19 protein-coding genes and 1 tRNA gene are annotated in these 20,363 nt (G+C 66.1%); 11 read left to right on the top strand and 9 right to left on the bottom strand.

From position 1 onward, the window contains the following. Positions 1 to 158 precede the first annotated feature (158 nt). Positions 159 to 416, top strand: coding sequence for a SemiSWEET family transporter (locus AC1MH0_RS15670; RefSeq protein WP_480963521.1), 258 nt, complete (start codon positions 159 to 161; stop codon positions 414 to 416). A 233-nt stretch (positions 417 to 649) separates the two neighbouring features. On the opposite strand, the gene cmk is transcribed toward AC1MH0_RS15670, so the two are convergent. Together cmk and aroA are read right to left on the bottom strand one after the other, a co-directional pair. Then, entirely contained in the window at positions 650 to 1,288 is a 639-nt protein-coding gene (gene cmk, locus AC1MH0_RS15675; protein WP_480963522.1) for a (d)CMP kinase, read from the bottom strand. Between the two features lies 1 nt (position 1,289). Then, positions 1,290 to 2,624, bottom strand: a complete 1,335-nt coding sequence (gene aroA / locus AC1MH0_RS15680) for a 3-phosphoshikimate 1-carboxyvinyltransferase (protein WP_480963523.1) — start codon at positions 2,622 to 2,624, stop codon at positions 1,290 to 1,292. 99 nt (positions 2,625 to 2,723) lie between these two features. Here aroA and AC1MH0_RS15685 point away from each other — a divergent pair, with 99 nt between their 5' ends. Further along, positions 2,724 to 3,050, top strand: coding sequence for a TIGR02300 family protein (locus AC1MH0_RS15685; protein WP_031395784.1), 327 nt, complete (start codon positions 2,724 to 2,726; stop codon positions 3,048 to 3,050). Positions 3,051 to 3,132: 82 nt separating this feature from the next. Continuing rightward, positions 3,133 to 3,208: transfer RNA gene (locus AC1MH0_RS15690), tRNA-Ala, on the top strand. A gap of 44 nt (positions 3,209 to 3,252) precedes the next feature. Here the strand turns inward: AC1MH0_RS15690 and AC1MH0_RS15695 are convergent. After that, entirely contained in the window at positions 3,253 to 4,146 is an 894-nt protein-coding gene (locus AC1MH0_RS15695) for a LysR family transcriptional regulator (protein ID WP_480963524.1), read from the bottom strand. Positions 4,147 to 4,254: 108 nt separating this feature from the next. Between AC1MH0_RS15695 and AC1MH0_RS15700 the strand changes: the two genes are divergently transcribed. From AC1MH0_RS15700 to AC1MH0_RS15720, 5 genes are all read left to right on the top strand, one after another. Continuing rightward, positions 4,255 to 5,421, top strand: coding sequence for an isovaleryl-CoA dehydrogenase (locus AC1MH0_RS15700; protein WP_107961668.1), 1,167 nt, complete (start codon positions 4,255 to 4,257; stop codon positions 5,419 to 5,421). Between the two features lie 148 nt (positions 5,422 to 5,569). Further along, the gene (locus AC1MH0_RS15705) at positions 5,570 to 7,171 is read left to right on the top strand and encodes a carboxyl transferase domain-containing protein (RefSeq protein WP_480963525.1); all 1,602 of its coding nucleotides are present in this window, start codon (positions 5,570 to 5,572) and stop codon (positions 7,169 to 7,171) included. 4 nt (positions 7,172 to 7,175) lie between these two features. Continuing rightward, on the top strand, positions 7,176 to 7,658 hold the full coding sequence (locus AC1MH0_RS15710) for a nuclear transport factor 2 family protein (RefSeq protein ID WP_480963526.1): 483 nt from the start codon (positions 7,176 to 7,178) through the stop codon (positions 7,656 to 7,658). A 159-nt stretch (positions 7,659 to 7,817) separates the two neighbouring features. After that, a complete protein-coding gene (locus AC1MH0_RS15715; protein WP_480963527.1) occupies positions 7,818 to 9,737 on the top strand; it encodes an acetyl/propionyl/methylcrotonyl-CoA carboxylase subunit alpha in 1,920 nt (639 codons plus the stop codon). After that, the gene (locus tag AC1MH0_RS15720) at positions 9,737 to 10,198 is read left to right on the top strand and encodes a MaoC family dehydratase (protein WP_480963528.1); all 462 of its coding nucleotides are present in this window, start codon (positions 9,737 to 9,739) and stop codon (positions 10,196 to 10,198) included. Before AC1MH0_RS15715 ends, AC1MH0_RS15720 begins: the two co-directional genes overlap by 1 nt. On the opposite strand, the gene AC1MH0_RS15725 is transcribed toward AC1MH0_RS15720, so the two are convergent. Beyond that, the gene (locus tag AC1MH0_RS15725) at positions 10,192 to 11,982 is read right to left on the bottom strand and encodes an IlvD/Edd family dehydratase (protein ID WP_480963529.1); all 1,791 of its coding nucleotides are present in this window, start codon (positions 11,980 to 11,982) and stop codon (positions 10,192 to 10,194) included. The genes AC1MH0_RS15720 and AC1MH0_RS15725 overlap by 7 nt on opposite strands. Before the next feature lie 28 nt (positions 11,983 to 12,010). Next, positions 12,011 to 13,156: an aldose epimerase family protein gene (locus AC1MH0_RS15730; RefSeq protein ID WP_480963530.1), complete on the bottom strand. Its 1,146-nt coding sequence runs from the start codon at positions 13,154 to 13,156 to the stop codon at positions 12,011 to 12,013. Between the two features lie 136 nt (positions 13,157 to 13,292). On the opposite strand from AC1MH0_RS15730, the gene AC1MH0_RS15735 reads away from it, so the two are divergent. Both AC1MH0_RS15735 and araD1 read left to right on the top strand, forming a co-directional pair. Then, positions 13,293 to 14,615: a sugar MFS transporter gene (locus AC1MH0_RS15735; protein ID WP_480963531.1), complete on the top strand. Its 1,323-nt coding sequence runs from the start codon at positions 13,293 to 13,295 to the stop codon at positions 14,613 to 14,615. Positions 14,616 to 14,776: 161 nt separating this feature from the next. After that, a complete protein-coding gene (gene araD1, locus AC1MH0_RS15740) occupies positions 14,777 to 15,772 on the top strand; it encodes an AraD1 family protein (RefSeq protein WP_480963532.1) in 996 nt (331 codons plus the stop codon). 73 nt (positions 15,773 to 15,845) lie between these two features. Here araD1 and AC1MH0_RS15745 read toward each other — a convergent pair whose 3' ends face one another. Continuing rightward, complete coding sequence (locus AC1MH0_RS15745) at positions 15,846 to 17,237, bottom strand: sensor histidine kinase (protein ID WP_480963533.1); 1,392 nt, start codon at positions 17,235 to 17,237, stop codon at positions 15,846 to 15,848. A 235-nt stretch (positions 17,238 to 17,472) separates the two neighbouring features. Beyond that, positions 17,473 to 18,138 carry a response regulator gene (locus tag AC1MH0_RS15750; RefSeq protein ID WP_480963534.1) on the bottom strand — a complete coding sequence of 222 codons (666 nt, stop codon included), beginning with the start codon at positions 18,136 to 18,138 and terminating at the stop codon, positions 17,473 to 17,475. A 111-nt stretch (positions 18,139 to 18,249) separates the two neighbouring features. On the opposite strand from AC1MH0_RS15750, the gene AC1MH0_RS15755 reads away from it, so the two are divergent. Then, entirely contained in the window at positions 18,250 to 18,924 is a 675-nt protein-coding gene (locus AC1MH0_RS15755; RefSeq protein WP_480963535.1) for a hypothetical protein, read from the top strand. A 58-nt stretch (positions 18,925 to 18,982) separates the two neighbouring features. On the opposite strand, the gene AC1MH0_RS15760 is transcribed toward AC1MH0_RS15755, so the two are convergent. Together AC1MH0_RS15760 and AC1MH0_RS15765 are read right to left on the bottom strand one after the other, a co-directional pair. After that, positions 18,983 to 19,204 (bottom strand): hypothetical protein, encoded by a 222-nt coding sequence (locus tag AC1MH0_RS15760; RefSeq protein ID WP_107961674.1) that lies wholly within the window; start codon positions 19,202 to 19,204, stop codon positions 18,983 to 18,985. After that, complete coding sequence (locus AC1MH0_RS15765; protein WP_480963536.1) at positions 19,201 to 20,334, bottom strand: PepSY-associated TM helix domain-containing protein; 1,134 nt, start codon at positions 20,332 to 20,334, stop codon at positions 19,201 to 19,203. The genes AC1MH0_RS15760 and AC1MH0_RS15765 overlap by 4 nt, the downstream gene beginning before the upstream one ends. Between the last annotated feature and the right edge of the window lie 29 nt (positions 20,335 to 20,363).

The following is a 20,363-nucleotide window of genomic DNA, read 5'->3' on the forward strand; positions in this document are numbered from 1 at the left end:
CGTAGACGCTGAATGCGAAAACGGCGCGTGAGACTCGAGGGTCTCCGCGCCTTCCTCCACGAGCATCGCTCGCCGGACGGTTCCGTATAGCCGAAACCGGGTCTCGGAGCAAGTTCGCCGCTGCTTCGTTAGGGGCCGCTCACAACAGGAGCGAAGATTTGAACGAACGCGGCATTCTCGTGCTGGGCTGGGTCGCCACCGTGACGGCGATCGTGATGTACCTGTCGTACATCGACCAGATCATGCTGAACCTTTCCGGTCACAAGGGATCGGTGGTCCAGCCGTTCGCGACGATGGTGAATTGCGCGCTGTGGGTCGGGTACGGGTTTCTGAAGGACAAGCGGGACTGGCCGATCGTCGTGGCGAATTTTCCGGGGGTGGTGTTCGGGGCGGTGGCACTGGTTACTGCGCTTTAGGGGAGGGGGCACCCTCTCTTCACTTGTTCTCCCGCGAAGGCGGGAGCCCAGTCTGGGTCCCCGCCTTCGCGGGGAAACAAGTTTACTTCACCGCTAGGGCAACCACCCCGGCGAAGGCCGGGGCCCAGTTGGAAAGGTCGCAGTAACTTAGCGCTGCCCTCAGTTAGCAACGTCCCCCAACTGGGCCCCGGCCTCCGCCGGGGTGGCGCAGCTTTTTTGGAACGACGTAAGCCCTAAACCGAAGCGGCCTTCTTCGCCCGCTGCGCCTCAACCAACGCAACAGCCCGCTGCACCGAAGCCTCGATCGACAGAAAACTAGTATCCAGCAACGCAGCATCCGCCGCCATCACCAACGGCGCCGTAGACCGCCCACTATCCCGAGCATCCCGCGCCCGGATATCCGCCAGCACACGATCCTTGCTCGCAGTCCCACCCCGAGCCTGCAACTCCGCATGCCGCCGCTGCGCCCGGATATTCGGCGTAGCCTTCACGAACAACTTCGCATCCGCATCCGGCGCAATCACCGTGCCGATGTCGCGCCCGTCCAGAATCGCGCCACCCTCCTGCGCCGCAAACCGCTTCTGCCGGTGCAACAGAGCCGCCCGCACCAGCGGATGCGCCGACACCACCGACGCGAGCGCGCCGATATCATCGTCGCGCAACGCCGGATCGCTCAACAGCGCATCGCCGAAATCGCACGCCGCGACCGCATCGGCCTCAGTCTCCGGATCGAGCCCCATCCGCGCCACGCTCAGCGCCACGGCCCGGTACAACAGCCCGGTATCGAGATACGGCAACCCATAATGCTTGGCCAAGGCGCGCGCGATCGTGCCCTTGCCCGATGCCGCCGGACCGTCGACTGCGATGATCATCTTAATTCCCCCGGCCGGTAAGCGCATCGAGCGACCGGAAGAACACGGGATAGCTCGTCGCCACCGGCGATACATCGTCAATCGTGACGGCCTGAACGGCGCCAAGTCCAGCCACGACCATGCTCATTGCGATGCGGTGGTCGAGTTTCGAGGCCACCCGAGCGCCACCGCGAATCGCCGCGCCGCCCGACCCGGTGATCGCCATGCCATCCTCATATTCTTCGCAAACGACGCCGCAGGCTTCGAGCGCGATCCGCATCGTCGTGATCCGGTCCGATTCCTTGACCCGCAACTCATGCGCGCCGCGCGCGATCGTCGTGCCGGTCGCGAAGGCTGCCGCGACGAACAGCACCGGATATTCGTCGATCATGCTCGGCGCGAGATCGGCCGGCACCTCGATCGCAGTCAGGGGGGCATGCCGGACGCGCAGGTCGGCGACCGGCTCGCCACCGACGGTGCGCGGGTCGAGCTCGGTAATATCCGCGCCCATCATCCGCAAAGCCGTGACGATCCCGATCCGCGTCGGGTTCAGCCCGACGTTACGCACGACGATATCCGACCCCGGCACGATCGACGCCGCGACCAGCCAGAACGCCGACGACGAAGGATCGCCCGGCACGACGATGTCCTGCGGCTTCAGCTCGGCTTCGCCAGTGATCGAAATGATACGGCCCTGGTTCGTCTCCTCGACAGTCAGCTTCGCGCCGAACCCCGTCAGCATCCGCTCGCTATGATCGCGCGTCGCGACGGGCTCGATGACCCGCGTGATCCCCGGCGTGTTGAGCCCCGCGAGCAGTATCGCCGACTTCACCTGCGCCGACGCGACCGGCAACGTGTATTCGATCGGCACCGCCGGACACATCCCGCGCACCATCAGCGGCAGCCGCCCGCCCGGCGACGACGTGATGTCCGCCCCCATCTGCGACAGCGGCTCGATCACGCGCCCCATCGGCCGACCCGACAGCGACGCGTCGCCGGTAAAGGTACAGGTAATCGGATGGCTCGACACGAGGCCCATCAGCAACCGCGTCGACGTCCCCGAATTCCCCATCTCCAGCGCGGTCTCGGGCTGGAGCAACCCGCCCACCCCAACACCGTCTACGGTCCAGATGCCGTCCTCGCCACGCTCGATCGTCGCCCCCATCGCGCGCATCGCAGCCGCGGTGGCAAGCACGTCCTCGCCCTCCAACAGCCCCTCGATCCGGCTGGTGCCGACAGCTAAGCTCGCGAACATCAGCGCGCGGTGGCTGATCGACTTGTCGCCGGGGACCGCGATCGAACCGGTCAGTGGACCGCGCGCGACGACGTCGAGCGGCTGGGGGAGGGGGTGTGCCATGGGGCCGGGCTTTTGACAGTGGCCTTGCGCTATGGCAAGGCGCGCCCACTTTGCGAGGGTATCCCCCCGCAATCCATTCATCCGAAAGGTTCTATCGGCATGATCAAGCCGGAATGGGGCACGAAGCGTTCGTGCCCGAAATGCGCGACGCGTTTCTACGACCTCGAAAAAGCCGACCCCGTGACCTGCATCGAATGCGGGTATGCGTGGGAGCCCGAGCCCATCCTGAAGTCGAAGCAGCCGCTGCCGTTCGAGGTCGCCAAGCCCGACACCAAGAAGCCCGACGCGGATCTCGAGGGTGACGAGGAAGAGGACATCGCCTCGATCACCGGCGAGGACGAAGAGCCGTCGGCGGACGACGAAGTCGATCTCGGCGGCGACGACGACCTCGGCGTCGAGACGCCGCAGGACGAGCACGAGCGTTAAGTAGAATAAATTTGGCAGGCGGCATTTACGCCGCTTGCCAACCCGGGCGGGTCCGGTTAGTGACCCGCCTCCCAACGGGAATGGGGCCGTAGCTCAGCTGGGAGAGCGTTCGCATGGCATGCGAAAGGTCAGGGGTTCGATCCCCCTCGGCTCCACCATTTCCGTTGATGACCGGTTCGCCGGGACAGCTTTTTACAGAGCGTCAGATGAGATCGTCGGCATCGGCTTCCGCCGTGTGCAGGTCCCTGAACGTCTCCTCGATCGCCGCGACCATCATGCTTCCTTCAATGCGTGAGGCGGAATCGTTCGCCACCAGCACGCCTACGCGCCGCGTCGGATCGAAGCCCGTCAACCGAATCATCGCGATGCCCTCGCTGGCAAAGCTCAGTGGCATGACCGTCATCCCGAGCCCTGCACGGACATAGGTCAGCGCGCGATCGTCGCTGACGGTGCGGGCGGCCATGAAGGGCCGCACGCCGCGGGCGGTGAAGAAGCGGCTCGTCTCGGCCAGCGCTTCGCAGTGGCGGCGGACGATCATCGTTTCCTCGGCGACGTCGGCGACCGCGAGCGTGGCGCGTCCGGCCAGTCGGTGGTCGTTCGCCACCGCGACCGCGAAACCCTCCTCGAACAGCACGCGACCGCGCGCATCGTCGCCGATTGCGCCGAGCATCACGTCGATCCGCCCGCGATCGAGCAGCGCGACGAGTTCGCTACTCCGTCCCTCGACGACTTCGAGGCGTTCGGTGGTGGAGGCGCGTCGCGCCCTACTTAATGCCGCAGCGATCCAGGACGGCGGCAACGTTGTCGCGATCCCGAGGCGGACGAGCTTGGTCGGAGCCGTGTCCTGCAAATCCCGCTCGGCAGCCGCGAACTCGGCTTCGATCCGACGCGCATGCACCGCGAACCGCGTGCCCGAGGGGGTAAGTTCGATCCGCCGGTTGGTCCGCAGGAACAGCGTCTGCCCGAGCAACGCCTCGAGCTTGGCGATCCCGACCGACAGCGTCGGCTGCGAGATCCGGCACTGCGCGGCGGCACGCGTGAAATTGCCCTGATCGACGACCGCCAGGAAATAGCGCAACACATAGCGTTCGATCATAGCGGTACGACCATAGACCCGATCTATCGCATGTGTTCGGTCGTATCAATTTCTCTAGAGGGCCGCGACCGAGTATCATCGTCGCAACACAAGGTCTGGAGAGGCTGCATGATACCCGATTTCGATTTCGCGCTCGGCGAATCCGCGGACATGATTCGCGAGAGCACGCACCGCTTCGCCACCGACAAGATCGCGCCGCTGGCCGCGAAGATCGACGCCGATGACTGGTTTCCGCGCGAGTTGTGGCCGGCAATGGGCGAACTCGGATTGCACGGCATCACCGTCGAGGAAGAGTTTGGCGGCCTCGGCCTCGGCTATCTCGAGCACGTCGTCGCGGTCGAGGAAGTCTCGCGCGCATCAGCGTCGATCGGGCTCAGTTACGGCGCGCATTCGAACCTGTGCGTCAACCAGATCCGTCGCTGGGGCAATCCCGAGCAGAAGGCCAAGTATCTGCCGAAGCTCGTCTCGGGCGAGCATGTCGGCAGCCTCGCCATGTCCGAAGCCGGCGCGGGCTCCGACGTCGTCTCGATGAAGCTCAAGGCGGTGAAGACCGACACGGGCTATGTCCTCAACGGCACGAAGTTCTGGATCACCAACGCGGCCTATGCCGACACTTTGGTCGTCTACGCGAAGACCGGCGAAGGCTCGCGCGGGATCACCGCGTTCCTGATCGAGAAGGACATGCCGGGCTTCGCGATCGGCCAGAAGATCGACAAGATGGGTATGCGCGGGTCGCCCACCGCCGAACTCGTCTTCACCGATTGCGAGGTCCCGTTCGAGAACGTGATGGGCCCCGAGAATGGCGGCGTCGGCGTGCTGATGTCGGGCCTCGACTATGAACGTGCGGTGCTGGCCGGGATCCAGCTCGGCATCATGCAGGCGTGCCTCGACGTGGTGATCCCGTACGTGCGCGAGCGGAAGCAGTTCGGGACGGCGATCGGCCAGTTCCAGCTGATCCAGGCGAAGGTCGCCGACATGTACGTCGCGCTCAGTTCGGCGCGCGCGTACGTCTATGCGGTGGCGAAATCGTGCGATGCGGGCAAGACGACTCGGTTCGATGCGGCCGGCGCCATCCTGCTGGCGAGCGAGAGCGCGGTGAAGGTGTCGCTTGAGTCGATCCAGGCGCTGGGTGGGGCAGGGTATACCAAGGACTGGCCGGTCGAGCGGTTCATGCGGGATGCGAAGTTGCTCGACATCGGCGCTGGGACCAACGAGATTCGGCGGATGTTGATCGGCAGAGAACTCATCGGAGCCGCTCCCAAGGTGGCGCAGTAATGGCCACCGCAAATCCTCCCCGGAACGGGGAGGGGGACCGCGCAGCGGTGGAGGGGGCTCACCCCGCACGCAACGTCGGCGGAAGCCCCCCTCCACCCTTCGCCCAAGCGGACGAACGGTCCCCCTCCCCGTGCCGGGGAGGATTGGCATGACCGCCCCCGTCCTCACCTCCGCGCTGTCCCCCGACAGCGAAACCTTTCGCGCGAACGCGACCCACAACCGCGCCCTCGCCGAAACCCTCCGCGAAGACGTCGCCCGCACCGCGCTAGGCGGCAACGCCAAGTCCCGAGAGCGCCACACGTCGCGCGGCAAACTCCTCCCCCGCGACCGCGTCGAACGCCTGCTCGACCCCGGCTCGCCGTTCCTCGAAATCGGCCAGCTCGTCGCCAACGGCCTCTACGACGACGAGGTCCCCGGCGCCGGCCTGATCATCGGTATCGGCCGCGTCTCCGGTCGCCAGTGCATGATCGTCTGCAACGACGCGACCGTGAAGGGCGGCACCTACTACCCGCTCACCGTCAAGAAACACCTCCGAGCCCAGGAAATCGCGCAGGAAAACCGGCTCCCCTGCATCTACCTAGTCGACAGCGGCGGCGCGAACCTGCCGCACCAAGCGGAAGTGTTCCCCGACCGCGATCACTTCGGCCGGATATTCTTCAACCAGGCCAACATGTCGGCGCTAGGCATCCCGCAGATCGCCTGCGTCATGGGCAGCTGCACCGCGGGGGGCGCGTACGTCCCCGCCATGTCCGACGAGACGATCATCGTCCGCGGGCAGGGGACGATCTTCCTCGCCGGCCCGCCGCTGGTGAAGGCCGCGACCGGCGAGGTCATCTCGGCCGAGGAACTGGGCGGCGCCGACACGCATGGCCGCCGCTCGGGCGTGGTCGATCACGTCGCCGAGAACGACGAACACGCGCTGACGATCGTCCGCGACATCGTCTCGACGCTGCAACCGCAGGCGCAGACCGCGGTGAACCTCCAGCAACCTAAGGCGCCGAAGTTCGCGCCCGAAGAGCTGTACGGCATCGTCCCCAGCGACGTCCGCGCGCCCTACGACGTCCACGAAGTGATCGCGCGCCTCGTCGACGGCAGCGAGTTCCACGAGTTCAAGGCGCTCTACGGCACGTCGCTCGTCTGCGGGTTCGCGCATATCTGGGGCATCCCGGTCGCGATCCTCGCCAACAACGGCGTGCTGTTCAGCGAGAGTGCGCAGAAGGGCGCGCATTTCATCGAGCTTGCGTGCCAGCGAAAGATCCCGCTGCTGTTCCTCCAGAACATCTCCGGCTTCATGGTCGGTGGCAAGTACGAGGCGGAGGGTATCGCCAAGCACGGCGCCAAGCTCGTAACCGCCGTCGCCACCGCGACCGTCCCGAAGATCACCGTCCTGATCGGCGGCAGCTTTGGCGCGGGTAATTACGGCATGTGCGGCCGCGCCTATTCGCCGCGCTTTCTGTTCACCTGGCCCAACAGCCGGATCAGCGTGATGGGCGGCGAACAGGCAGCGTCGGTCCTCGCCACCGTCCACCGCGACGCGGAAAGCTGGACGCCCGAGCAGGCCGAAGCCTTCAAGGCCCCCGTACGCCAGAAATACGAGGACGAGGGCAACCCCTGGTACGCCACCGCACGGCTGTGGGACGACGGCATCATCGATCCCGCCCAGACCCGCGACGTGCTGGGCCTGGCCTTCGCCGCGACGCTCAACGCTCCCATCCCCGAACGCCCAGCGTTCGGCGTATTCAGGATGTAACCCGATGATCCTGCTGTCACTTCTCCTCGCCGCCGGACAGATTACGCCGGTCCAGCCGATCGTCAAAGGCACCGGCCTGCCGCCCGCGGCCATGACCGAAGAGGCGGGCGTCATGGTCCCGATCGATGCGCTCTTCGCCGCGCTCGCCGCCCGCGACGGGCAGGCCATCCTCGCGCAGGTCCGCCCCGACGGCGGCGCCACCGCGGTCGAGGAAAAGCCGGACGGCACGCGCTCGGTCCGCCGCACCAGCTGGCCCGAGTTCGCCGCATCGATCAAGCCTGGCCCCGAGCGCTACGCCGAACGCCTCACCGATCCCGCGGTCGACATCGACGGCGACATCGCGATGGTCTGGTCGCCCTATGTCTTCACGATCGATGGCAAGGTCGCCCACTGCGGCACCGATCATTTCGACATGGTCCGCGAAGCCGGCCGCTGGAAGATCGCCAACCTAACCTGGTCGAAGCGCGCCACCGGTTGCGCGAACTGACATGGCCTGTCCTACACCGCCCGCATCGGCCTATGCCGGGATGACCATGATGAACCAGTCGATCCTTTGCGCCGATCTTCCTGCCATCGAGCGGCTTTCGAGCCCGATGTGCACATCGCTGGAGCGTCTGCACTTTGTGCACTTCCGCGGAGCGAATCGATGATCGAGTCCCTCCTGATCGCCAATCGCGGCGAGATCGCCTGCCGCATCATCCGCACCGCAAGGGCACTCGGCATCCGCACGATAGCGGTTTATTCGGACGCTGACGCGAACGCGCTCCACGTCCGTCAGGCCGACGAAGCCGTCCATATCGGTGCGTCCCCGGCACGCGAAAGCTACCTCGTCGGCGACCGCATCATCGCCGCCGCGCTCGACACCGGGGCCGAGGCTATCCACCCCGGCTACGGCTTCCTGTCGGAGAACGCCGATTTCGCCCAAGCCGTGCTCGACGCCGGGCTGATCTGGGTCGGTCCCAACCCCGACAGCATCCGCGCGATGGGCCTCAAGGACGCCGCGAAACAGCGCATGATCGCCGCCGGCGTACCCGTTACGCCGGGCTATCTCGGTGAGGACCAGTCGCCCGACCGTCTGAAGGCGGAGGCCGACGCGATCGGCTACCCCGTCCTCATCAAGGCGGTCGCCGGCGGCGGCGGCAAGGGCATGCGCCGCGTCGATACCGCCGCCGACTTCGCCGACGCGCTCGTCTCGTGCCAGCGCGAGGCGGCATCGTCGTTCGGCAACACCGACGTGCTGATCGAGAAATACATCCTCTCGCCGCGCCATATCGAGGTGCAGGTCTTCGGCGACAGCCACGGCAACGTCGTCCATCTGTTCGAACGCGACTGCTCGCTCCAGCGCCGCCACCAGAAGGTGATCGAGGAAGCCCCCGCACCCGGCATGGACGCTACCACCCGCGAAGCCATCTGCGCCGCCGCGGTCAAGGCTGCCAAGGCGGTCGACTATGTCGGCGCCGGCACGATCGAGTTCATCGCCGACGCCAGCGAAGGCCTCCGCGCCGACCGCATCTGGTTCATGGAAATGAACACGCGGTTGCAGGTCGAGCACCCGGTCACCGAAGAGATCACCGGCCAGGACCTCGTCGAATGGCAACTCCGCGTCGCATCCCGCGAGCCCTTGCCCAAGCGACAGGACGAACTGGCGATCGACGGCTGGGCGATGGAAGCGCGGCTCTATGCCGAGGATCCAGTGACCGGTTTTCTACCAAGCACCGGGACGTTGGATAACTTTCATCTCGACGATACGGTCGCGCGGATCGAAACTGGTGTTCGGGCAAGGGATACCGTTTCGCCCTTCTACGATCCAATGATCGCAAAGCTGATCGCTAAAGGCACGACGCGTGCGGAGGCGATGGAGCGTTTGGCGTTCACCTGCGACTCAGTGCTGACTTGGCCGGTAAAGAACAATGCAGGATTTCTTGCGGCGCTGCTGCGCCGACCTGAGGTTTTCGATGCATCAATCGATACCGGGTTTATTGCGAAACACTTGGAGTCATTGGTCGTTGGTGTCGAAATGTCGGATCCGCTGTTGGAGATGGGTGCGATCAACATTTTCAAACAGGCAGGCGGAACGGACGTCGCGATAGCGCCGCACAAGTACGATGGCGAACTGGACGATGTCTGGACCGATATGCTCGGTTTCCGAATGAATGCGCCCGCCAATCCCCTGATCTGGATGCTTGCGGACGGCGAACTACGCAGTGCTCGGATTGGATCGACGCGCTTGGGCGTCGGCTCACTCCTCTGGTCGAACGGTAACGAGATACTGATCGTGGAAAAGGGGTGGCCCCATCGCTTCTCCGCAGCACGAAGCGGAGGTAATCTAGCGGGCGGAGCAGCGGACGGCGCAATCCTGTCGCCGATGCCGGGCCGCATCATCGCGGTCGACGTCGCGGCGGGCGATACCGTCACCAAGGGCCAGAAGCTCGTCACGCTCGAGGCGATGAAGATGGAGCACTCCCTGACCGCGCCGTTCGACGGCATCGTCGCGGACCTCAACGCCATCGAGGGCGGGCAGGTGACCGAGGGCACCATGCTCGTCCGCATCGAGAAGGATAGCTAATGGCCGGCCGCTATTTCGACGACTGGAGCATCGGCGACCGGATCGAACACGAGATCCGCCGCACCGTGACCGAGACGGACAACCTCCTGTTCTCGACGATGACGCACAACCCGCAGCCGCTCCACCTCGATATCGAGGCAGCCAAGGCGAGCGAGTTCGGCCGGATCCTCGTCAACGGCACCTTCACCTTCGCGCTGATGGTCGGGCTGTCGGTCGGCGAGACGACACTCGGCACGCTCGTCGCCAATCTGGGCTACGACAAGCTGGTGCACCCGAGGCCGGTGTTCATCGGCGACACGATGCGCTGCGAGACCGAAGTGACCAAGCTGAAGCCCAGCAAGTCGCGCCCGAACGCGGGCATCGTCACCTTCACGCACCGCCTCATCAACCAGCGCGACGAGATCGTCTGCCAATGCCTGCGCACCGCCCTGATCGAGCGGCGCGCAAGTCCGTCTCAGTGATTGTCGCGCGGTAGCCCCATCGTCTGCGCGATCCGCTGATACTTCTCGGCACCTTCGAGGATCGCACCGGTTTCCATCTGGCCGACGGTCGCGCGCTGGATTTCCTGCCAAGGCGTCTGCGAACGTGGATAGGCATAGCCACCCGCCTCGGTCAGCGCTCGGCGGCGCTCGGCAAGGTCCTCGTCGGAGATCAGCACGTTGGCGCTGCCCTTGGCCAGGTCGATGCGAACCCGGTCGCCGGTCCGGATCAACGCAAGCCCACCCATCGCCGCGGCTTCGGGCGAGGCGTTGAGGATCGAGGGCGACCCCGACGTCCCCGACTGCCGACCGTCGCCGATGCAGGGGAGGGCGTGGACGCCTTCGCGGATCAGATACGCCGGCGGCCGCATGTTCACGACCTCGGCCGCACCCGGATAGCCGATCGGCCCGGCGCCACGCATGAACAGCAATGTGTCGGTGGTGATCCCGAGCGACGGATCGTCGATCCGGTGATGATAATCCTCGGGACCGTCGAACACGACCGCCGGGCCCTCGAATGCCTCCAGATCGTTCGGGTTGGACAGATAGCGCTCGCGGAACTCTGGCGAAATCACGCTGGTCTTCATGATCGCCGAGTCGAACAGATTGCCGCGCAGCACGATGAATCCGGCATCCTCCAGCAACGGCGTGGCGAACGGGCGGATGACGCGCTCGTCTTCGATCGTCGCGGTCCGGCAATTGTCACCGATCGACTTGCCGTTCGCGGTCATCGCGTCTTCGTGGATCAGGCCCTGCTTCATCAGTTCGGCAACCACCGCGGGGACGCCGCCGGCATGGTAATAATCCTCGCCGAGATACTCGCCGGCAGGCTGGAGGTTGACCATCAGCGGCACCTTGTGGCCGTGCGTCTGCCAGTCGTCGATCGGCAGGTCGACGCCGATGTGGCGCGCGATCGCGGCGAGGTGGATCGGCGCGTTGGTCGAGCCGCCGATCGCCGAATTGACGACGATCGCGTTGTGGAACGCCTCCTTGGTCAGGATGTCCGACGGCTTCAGATCTTCCGAAACCATGTCGACGATCCGCTTGCCGGTCTTGTACGCGACCTCCTGGCGGTCACGGTACGGCGCGGGAATCGCGGCCGAGCCGGGCAGCTGCATGCCGAGGGCTTCGGCGAGCGAGTTCATCGTCGTCGCGGTGCCCATCGTGTTGCAATAGCCAGTCGAGGGCGCCGACGACGCGACGAGCTTGATGAAGCCCTCATCGTCGATCGCGCCGGTCGCGAGCAGTTCGCGTGCCTTCCACACGATCGTCCCCGAGCCGGTCCGCTCGCCCTTGTGCCATCCGTTGAGCATAGGACCCACCGACAACGCGATCGCCGGAATGTTGACGGTGGCAGCGGCCATCAGGCAGGCGGGCGTGGTCTTGTCGCAGCCGATCGTCAGCACGACACCGTCGAGCGGGTAGCCGTAGAGCACTTCGACCAGCGCCAGGTACGCGAGGTTGCGGTCGAGCCCGGCGGTCGGGCGCTTGCCGGTTTCCTGGATCGGATGGACCGGGAATTCGAGCGCGATGCCGCCCGCCTCGCGGATGCCCTCGCGCAGGCGTTCGGCGAGCACGAGATGGTGGCGGTTGCACGGCGACAGGTCGCTGCCGGTCTGCGCGATGCCGATGATCGGCTTGCCCGAGCGCAGTTCCTCCAGGCTCAGCCCGAAGTTCAGATAGCGCTCCAGATAGAGCGCGGTCATGTCGATGTTCTCGGGGTTGTCGAACCACGCGCGGCTGCGCAGCTTGGGCATATCGGTCATCGGGATTTCCTGGGGAACAGTCGGAGGTTCAGCGGGCGACGGAAAGGCGGTAGATCATCGCGTGATGATACGGCTTGCCCGGATCGACGCGTGCGGAGACGAAGTTCGGCTTGTTGGGCGCATCGGGGAATTTCTGCGGCTCCAGCGCGATGCCGTCGCCCATCCGGTACAGATGGCCCTTCTTGCCGATGAACGTGCCGTCGAGAAAATTGCCGGTGTAGAACTGCACACCGGGCTCGGTCGTCAGGACTTCGAGCACGCGGCCCGAGACAGGATCCTCCAGCCGCGCGGCCAGTTCGGGCTTGGCGGTCAGACCCTTGTCGAGCGCGAAATTGTGGTCATAGCCATGGCCGTAGCGGATCTGCTGGTCGCGACCATCGCGGATGCCCTCGCCGACGATGCGGCCGTTTCGGAAATCGAACACCGTGCCGGCGACGGGCTGCAGCGTACCGGTGGGGATCAGCTTGTCGTCGACCGGCGTGATCGCCCTGGCGGGGATCGTCAGCCGGTGGCCGTACGCGCCCATCGCCGAGCCTTCGCCGCCGAGATCGAAGATGCCGTGGTTGGTCATGTTGACGATCGTCGGCTTGTCGGTCTTCGCATCATACGCGATGCCGAGGTTGCCGGACTCGTCGAGCGTGTAGGTGACGGTAACGTCGAGGTTGCCGGGATAGCCGGAATCGCCGTCCGGGCTGCGGTAGCCCAGCACGAGCGTCGCGGTCGGGCCGTTCGTCGCCGAGACGATCTTCCAGGCGACCTTGTCGAAGCCCTTGCCGCCGCCGTGCAGCGAATTGACCTTGTCGTTGAGCGGCAACTGGTACGCCTTGCCGTCCAGCGTGAATCGGCCACCGGCGATGCGATTGGCGAAACGGCCAACCGTCACGCCGAAGAAATTGGGATGATCGACGTAGGAGGCAAGATCATCATAGCCGAGCATGACGTCGGCGATCTTGCCGTTGCGGTCCGGGCCCATCAGCGATTGCAGCGTGGCGCCGTATGATAGGATGCGCGCGGAGACGCCATGCGCGTTGCTGAGCGTCACGGCCTCGATCGCGGTACCGTCCTTGAGCGTACCGGCAGGCGTACGCTTCGCCTCTGCCGCGTCGGCTGCGTGCGCCGAAAGCGCTGCCAGCAAGGTTGCCACGATGATCCCCGACTTTGTGATTGCGCGCATTCCGGTTCCCGTCCTTATTCGTCCGACGCCGTTGACGCGCCTTGTGTGGCTATATAGTCGGACAATATATTTCTGGGCAAGCCTTGCGGGAAAAGACTGTTGCAGTCACCGACAGGGCACGGAGGATGAAACGACTATGGCGATGCCGATACAGACGCAAAAGCCCGTTGACGCCGGGGCGGTGCAGGCCGCGGGAGGCGCGCCGAGCTATCGATCCGCGCTCACGTTGCTCGCCAGCCTGTTCTTCATGTGGGGCTTCATCACGGTCATCAACAACACGCTGCTGCCGCACCTGCGAAGCGTGTTCGACCTCAGCTACACGCAGACGACGCTGATCGAGAGCGTCTGGTTCATCGCCTATTTCTTCGCGTCGATCCCATCGGCAAAGCTGATCGAGCGTGTCGGGTATCAGCGCGCGATGGTGGTCGGGCTCGGCCTGATGGCGGTCGGCGCATTGATGATGGTGCCCGCGGCGCGACTGCCGTCCTACGGCGTCACATTGGTCGCGCTGTTCGTGATCGCGAGCGGCATCACGTTGCTGCAGGTCGCGGCAAACCCCTACGTGGCCGTGGTCGGTCCGCCCGAGACCGCGTCGTCGCGCCTGAACCTAGTCCAGGCATTCAACTCGGCCGGTGCGACGCTAGCGCCATTGTTCGGCGGCTACCTGATCCTGGGGCGTTCGACCTCCGGCACGGCCGCCGCCGGTTCCACTGCCGTGCTGACGCAGGCCGAGCGGATTGCCGATGCGCAATCGGTGGTGCTGCCTTATCTGATCGTCGCGGCCGTGCTGGTCGTGCTGGCGATCGTGATCGCGCGCTTCCCGCTGCCGGCGATGGGGTCTGCGACGCAGCGGTCGGCGAAGGCGGATCGCAAGGGCCAGTCGCTCTGGTCGCACCGCAATCTGGTCTTTGGCATTCCTGCGATCTTCATTTATCTGATAGCTGAGATCGGCGTCGCCAACCTGTTCATCAACTTCGTCAGCCAACCGAACATCGGCAACCTGACGCACGAGCAGGCGTCGCATTACCTGTTCATCCTGTGGGGTGGCATGATGATCGGTCGACTGATCGGCAGCGTCGTGATGCGGACGATTCCCGCCGAGCGCGTGCTGGCGTTCGCGAGCGTCGGCGCCTGCGTCGTCATGCTGATCGCGACGTTCACTACCGGTCATGTCGCGATGTGGGCGCTCATCTCGGTCGGCCTGTTCCATTCGATCATGTTCCCGACGATCTTCACGCTCGGCATCAAGGGCCTGGGGCCATTGACCGAAGAGGGCTCGGGACTTCTGATCATGGCGATTGCCGGCGGCGCGCTGGTCATCGTGCAAGGGTGGCTCGCCGATACCTACGGGCTGCAGAATTCGTTCCTACTGACCGCCGCCTGCGAGATCTACGTCCTGTTCTACGCACTATGGGGGTCGCGGACCACCAACGCGCTGCCGGAGCAACCGCTAGGCTGACGCGCAAAATGGGCAGTCCTCGTGGTCTGACAATTACGATGCGGGCTAGGCGGTACAGACAACCTGCGGCGCATATAAATAAGCAGGATCGCCACCCGCCAGAGGTGTAATCAGTCCGAGTAATAGGCTATGACGCCGGCGAGCACGCAGGAGAAGAGAAGATGACCGGATTGCGCCTATTGCAGCATCGCGCAGCCGACGGCACGCGGTCGGTAATCGCCGCCACCAGCGAGGGCACTAACGTCGTGCTGGGTGTGAATAGCGTTCGCGATCTCGCAACGCGGGCGATCGCCGCCGGTACCGATCTTGCCGCGGCCGTGCAGGCTTGCGGCACCGGAGCAGTCGTCGACATCGTCGCCGAACTCACCGCCGGTCGGCTGATATCGCCGATCGATCATACCGACCCCGCCCATCTCGTTATGACCGGTACTGGCCTCACGCACCTCGGCTCGGCGGAGGGGCGCGACAAGATGCATCGCGCGGCTCAGAACGCCGAGACGCTGACGGATTCGATGCGGATGTTCCTCGACGGCGTTGCCGGCGGGAAGCCGGCCGCCGGCGAAACCGGACAACAGCCCGAATGGTTCTACAAGGGTGACGGATCGGGCCTGATCGGTCCCGGCGGCGCCCTGACCAGTCCGGCGTTCGCGCAGGACGGCGGCGAGGAACCCGAACTGGCCGGGATATACCTGATCGGTCCGGACGGGACGCCGTTCCGGCTCGGCCTGTGCCTCGCCAACGAGTTCAGCGACCATGTGACCGAGCGTCACAACTACCTCTGGCTCGCGCATTCGAAGCTCCGTCAGGCGGCACTTGGTCCCGAACTCTTGACCGGACCGATCCCCGATCATGTCGAGGGCATGAGCCGCATCCACCGCGACGGCGCGCTGCTTTGGGAGAAGCCGTTCCTGTCGGGCGAGGCGAACATGTCGCACACGATCGCGAACCTCGAGGCGCATCACTTCAAATACGACCTGTTCCGGCGTCCGGGCGACGTGCACGTCCATTTCTTCGGGACGGCGACGCTGTCGTTCAGCGAGGGGATCACGACGCAGGTTGGCGATGTGTTCGAAATCGAGGCGGCACCGTTCACGTTGCCGTTGCGCAATACGCTGGCCAAGGCTGCGGCGTCGTCGGTGGTCGTGCAGGCGCTGTAACCGGTTCTATCTCGCCAAAGGAATGCGCGGCGTCCAATGCGGTTAGGACGAGCGAAGCCGGGTGAGCCGGAGATCAGCGGCGCTGCGGCAACGTCAGGCGGACCAGCAGGCCACCAAGCACGGGGGAACGGTCGAGCGTGACCGTTCCCCCGTTCAGCTCGGCCAGTTCGCGGGTGATCGACAGGCCGAAGCCGTGGCCATCGCCGCGTTCGTCCAGGCGCCGGCCGGGCAGAACGGCCTGTGCCATCGCGGTGCCGTCCAGGCCTTCGCCGTCGTCGGCGATCTCCAGAATAACGGCGCCATCGGCCAAGGTGGCGTTGATCGATAGCGCCGAGCGCGCGTGACGCCAGGCGTTGTCGAGCAGGTTGCCGATCATCTCGTCGAGATCCTGGGCGTCGATCTGCACCGCCAGGTCGTCCGGGACCGCGATATCGAGCGTCATCGGGCGATCGGCATGGATCCGGCGCAGTACTGCGACGAGATCGGCGATGGCGGGGGCCAGCGCCGTCTGGTTGCGTCCACCCCCGGTCGCGTCGGCGCGCGCGCGACCGAGGTGATGGCGGACCCGGCGGTCGATCTGGTCGACCATGTCGCGGACGTCGGCACCGGCATCCGCTTCGGCGAGTCTCAGCGAAAGTGCGGCGAGGGGGGTCTTCAAGCCGTGGGCGAGGTTCGCGACATGCTGGCGGGCATTGGCAAGCCCAGCGGCGTTCTGGTCGATCAGCGCGTTCAGTTCGGTGACGAGCGGTTGCAGTTCGCCGGGCTGGTCGTCGGGGACGTGGCGCTCCGTACCGGCACGCACTGCCGCCAGCGAGGTTCTGAGATCACGCAAGGGACGCAGGCCCAAACGGAGCTGTACCAGCGTCGCCAGTGCAAGCCCGACGCCGAGCAGCGCGAGCGAGCCGAGCAACGGGATCATCGCCTCGCGCAGGGGTTCCTCGACGATCCGGCGCGGGCCGATTGCGGTGATCGTCACGGTGCCACGCGGCGTGGTGACGTCCAGCGTCCGCGAATGGAGTCGTTCGCCGCCGCGGTCGCGCGTCTCCCCGGGATGGGGGCGTCGCTCGTTGGGACCTTCCGGGGCGTCGGGTCCTTCCGGGGCGCCGAGGCCGGGCGGACGCGGGGGGCCGAAATCGCGCGGTGCGGAGGGCGGGGGCGCCGTGATCGGGCGTGCTGGCAAGGCGGCGGCCGGCGGCATTGGGCGCGACGTGCCGCTATCGGCGCGACCGGCCGGGCCTTGGACATGCCAGGACCAGTCTGAACCGGGGTCGCCGAACTCCGGCAGGTCGATGGCGCGCGAGCGGTCCAGCGAACCGTCGGGACGAACGGCGCGCGCCAACACCGCGACCTGCGCGTCGAGCCGCTCGTCAAGCCCGCGCGTGACGAAGCGTTCGAGGACGTGGCCGATCGTGACACCGGCGAACAGCAACGCAACGCCGGTCGACAGTGCGGCGATCGCTAGCATGCGGCCGAAGAGGGAGCGGGGGATGAGGTGGCAGCGTTTCATCGCGGTCGCGCTCTGGTGCTGGCCGACCCGTCCACCGCATACCACCCCGGCGAAGGCCGGGGCCCAGTTGGAGAGGCTACCATGGTGAAGGACAGCGCGTCGTTACCAACCGTCCCCCATTGGGCCCCGGCCTCCGCCGGGGTGAAGCGTCTGTGACCGCGAACGGTTTGCACGCCCCTTATCGCGACCGTAATCACGACCCATCCGCCGTCAGCCGATACCCACGACCCCGCACCGTCTCGATCATCTGCGGCCCGATCTTTCGCCGCAACCGCCCGATGATCACCTCGATGGAGTTCGAGTCCACGTCCGCGTCGCCCTCGTAGACGCGTTCGATCAGGTCGGCGCGCTCGATCACCACTTCCCGTCTCAACATCAGCGCGGACAGGACGCGCCATTCGAACGCGGTGAGTTTCAGCGGCAGGCCATCTCGCTCGAACGTGCCGAGTTGCGCGTCAAACGTCAGCGGCCCGCAGGTCACGCGCGACGCTGCGTGCCCGGCGGCGCGGCGCACCAGCGCGCGGAGTCGCATGACCACCTCCTCGACCCGAAACGGCTTCACGACATAATCGTCGGCGCCCGCCTTGAAGCCCTCGACCTTCTCGGACCAGCCGTCGCGGGCGGTGAGGATCAGCACGGGCAGGTCGCGTCCCGCCGCGCGCCAGTCGCGCAATACGGACAAGCCGTCGCGCTTCGGCAGGCCGAGATCGAGCACCGCCGCGTCGTAGAGTTCGGTCGCGCCGAGATGGCCGCCATCCTCGCCGTTGCTCGCGACATCGACCGCGAAATGCTCCGCGCGCAACGCCCGCGCCAGCCCGTCGGCGATCGCCGCATCGTCCTCGACTAGTAATACCCGCATGCGCTTGTCCCTATGTCCGAGACCTCAACGGAATCTGAACGGCTTGGTTCAGCGGACGTCGGCAGCGTGCGCCTAGACGGTGATTCGTCAACCAATGAGAGGAACGACGCAATGACCGAACATTCCCACAGCGCGCCGAACAAGCGCTTCAATCTCCGCCGCAACCGCCTCGCGCTTGCCGCGGCAGGCCTGCTCGTCGTCGGGGGTGCCGCCGGTGCCGTTACCGTCGCCGCGACTCGTCCGACCGTGACGATGGCGCCCGCCACCCCGACCGCGATCCGTTCGCTCCAGTCCGACGGGATCGTTACGATCCGCGGTACCGTCGCCGAGACATACGGCAACAAGTTCGTGATGGCCGACCGCACGGGGCGCGCACTCGTCGACCTCGGCCGCGACGGTGACGGCAGCAATCTGGTCGCGGCCGGCCAGCCGGTGACGATCCAGGGGCGGTTCGAGGACGGCTTCGTCCATGCCTCGTTCCTGGTGGCACCCGGCGGCAAGGTCATCGCGCTGGGTCCGGTCGGCGGCCCGCCGCGCGGCCCGCATGGTCCCGGCGGTCCTGGCCGTGACGGTCCGGGCCGTGATGGCCCCGGTCGCGATGGCCCTGGTGCTCCCGGCGGCCCTGGTGGTCCGGGCGGCCCCGGTGCTCCTCCACCGCCGCCGCCTGCCGGCATGGCACCCCCGCCGCCGCCAATGGCTAACGGTGCAGTCGCGCCCGCACCCGTTGCTCCTCCGGTCGGGGCGCCGACTACCGCACCGGCCCGGCAGGCGACCCCGGCGACCTGATGCCGTCCGCCTGACTGTCGCGAAATTAGCGCGGAGCCGGTATCATGCCGGCTCCGCGTTATCGCCGTATCGGTGCGGTCCGGAGCTGTTGGCGGCGCAGCACCGGTTCGGGCGGGCGGACCCAATAGCGGCCGGTCACGACCAGCGGCAGCGCGAGCAGCAGGCCTGCGCCGACATCCCAGACGCCGTCACCGATCAGGCCTGCGCCGAGCCCCGCGACGGTCGACACGCCAAGCAGGATCGGCAAGGCGAAGATCTGGCCGTTGGTCTTGTGAGTCATGCGATTTCTCCCGCCATCACGACTTCGCGGACGCGCTGGTCGCTGGGACCGCCGCGCCGACGCAGCCAAAGATACAGTCCGCTGCCGAGCACGATGATCGTCAATATGTCGAAGATCGCCCAGATGATCTTCATTGCGAGGCCGCCGTAATTCCCGAAGTGCAGCGGCTGTGCGAGCAGCATCGCCTGCATGTACCAAGGCATCGGCACGACTGCGTCGAGCCGTCCGGTCGCGGCATTGACGAAGCCGGGCAGCAACATCTTTGACGTCAGCGGCGTCGCGCCCTTCAGGAAGACGGCGTAGTGATGGTGGCTGCTGAAGACGACGCCGGGGAAGGCGATGAACTGCGGCTTCATCTCGGGTGCCTCGCGCTGCACGACGTCGAGCGCGGCCTGGACCGAGGCGCGCTGGGCCGGCAATGGCGTGCGTGCCTCGCTGGCGATGATCTCGGCGAGGCCGTTCGCCTTCCAGATGCCGGTGATCGGCACGACGAAGGTGTTGATCGTGCCCGTGACGCCGACGACACTCGCCCAAGCGAGCGTGACGATGCCGAGCAGATTGTGGCGATCGAGCCAGCCCAAGCGCTTGCTACGCCCGCGACGTAATGTGCCGAAGTCGAGCTTGGCCATGAACGGGGCGTAGAGCACGACGCCCGAGACGATCGCGGCGAAGAATAGCAGACCCATCACGCCGAGGAAGATTTCCGCCCAGAAGCCGAGGAACATGTCGGTGTGGAGTTTCAGGATGAACGCCATCACGCCTGGGACATAGGGCGGCATCTTCGCACCGGTGCGCGCGTCGAACGCCAGGAAGTGCATCGCCGCGGGCGCGGCATCCGGTGTCGGGCCGGTCGTGACGTAGACGATCGGGCGCTCGTCGTCGAAGCTGATGTAGAGCGGCAGCTCGCCGGGGGCTGCCTTCGCCGCACGCGCGAGGATTGTATCGAGCGGCAGCGACGGCGTGCCCGCCGGCAGCATCGCCATCGGCGCGGGCGGGTCGAGCCAGCCGTCGATCTCCTCGTCGAAGATCAGCGGCAGGCCGGTCACGCACAGCATCAGCAGGAACGCCGTGCAGATCAGGCTCGTCCATTTGTGGACCAGATACCACGCCTTGATCGTGCCGCGTGTCATGCGCGGGGAGCGGTCTTGCCGAAAGGTAT

This window comes from Sphingomonas sp. AP28, assembly GCF_056680455.1.

What these genes read in the sequence shown, in the direction of transcription:
- AC1MH0_RS15720 (WP_480963528.1), top strand. Translation starts at nt 9,737, where the DNA reads ATGGCCGGCCGCTATTTCGACGACTGGAGCATCGGCGACCGGATCGAA.
- AC1MH0_RS15685 (WP_031395784.1), top strand. Translation starts at nt 2,724, where the DNA reads ATGATCAAGCCGGAATGGGGCACGAAGCGTTCGTGCCCGAAATGCGCG.
- araD1 (WP_480963532.1), top strand. Translation starts at nt 14,777, where the DNA reads ATGACCGGATTGCGCCTATTGCAGCATCGCGCAGCCGACGGCACGCGG.
- AC1MH0_RS15735 (WP_480963531.1), top strand. Translation starts at nt 13,293, where the DNA reads ATGGCGATGCCGATACAGACGCAAAAGCCCGTTGACGCCGGGGCGGTG.
- AC1MH0_RS15750 (WP_480963534.1), bottom strand. Translation starts at nt 18,138, where the DNA reads ATGCGGGTATTACTAGTCGAGGACGATGCGGCGATCGCCGACGGGCTG.
- aroA (WP_480963523.1), bottom strand. Translation starts at nt 2,624, where the DNA reads ATGGCACACCCCCTCCCCCAGCCGCTCGACGTCGTCGCGCGCGGTCCA.
- cmk (WP_480963522.1), bottom strand. Translation starts at nt 1,288, where the DNA reads ATGATCATCGCAGTCGACGGTCCGGCGGCATCGGGCAAGGGCACGATC.
- AC1MH0_RS15700 (WP_107961668.1), top strand. Translation starts at nt 4,255, where the DNA reads ATGATACCCGATTTCGATTTCGCGCTCGGCGAATCCGCGGACATGATT.
- AC1MH0_RS15730 (WP_480963530.1), bottom strand. Translation starts at nt 13,156, where the DNA reads ATGCGCGCAATCACAAAGTCGGGGATCATCGTGGCAACCTTGCTGGCA.
- AC1MH0_RS15755 (WP_480963535.1), top strand. Translation starts at nt 18,250, where the DNA reads ATGACCGAACATTCCCACAGCGCGCCGAACAAGCGCTTCAATCTCCGC.
- AC1MH0_RS15745 (WP_480963533.1), bottom strand. Translation starts at nt 17,237, where the DNA reads ATGCTAGCGATCGCCGCACTGTCGACCGGCGTTGCGTTGCTGTTCGCC.
- AC1MH0_RS15695 (WP_480963524.1), bottom strand. Translation starts at nt 4,146, where the DNA reads ATGATCGAACGCTATGTGTTGCGCTATTTCCTGGCGGTCGTCGATCAG.
- AC1MH0_RS15725 (WP_480963529.1), bottom strand. Translation starts at nt 11,982, where the DNA reads ATGACCGATATGCCCAAGCTGCGCAGCCGCGCGTGGTTCGACAACCCC.
- AC1MH0_RS15715 (WP_480963527.1), top strand. Translation starts at nt 7,818, where the DNA reads ATGATCGAGTCCCTCCTGATCGCCAATCGCGGCGAGATCGCCTGCCGC.
- AC1MH0_RS15765 (WP_480963536.1), bottom strand. Translation starts at nt 20,334, where the DNA reads ATGACACGCGGCACGATCAAGGCGTGGTATCTGGTCCACAAATGGACG.
- AC1MH0_RS15710 (WP_480963526.1), top strand. Translation starts at nt 7,176, where the DNA reads ATGATCCTGCTGTCACTTCTCCTCGCCGCCGGACAGATTACGCCGGTC.
- AC1MH0_RS15760 (WP_107961674.1), bottom strand. Translation starts at nt 19,204, where the DNA reads ATGACTCACAAGACCAACGGCCAGATCTTCGCCTTGCCGATCCTGCTT.
- AC1MH0_RS15705 (WP_480963525.1), top strand. Translation starts at nt 5,570, where the DNA reads ATGACCGCCCCCGTCCTCACCTCCGCGCTGTCCCCCGACAGCGAAACC.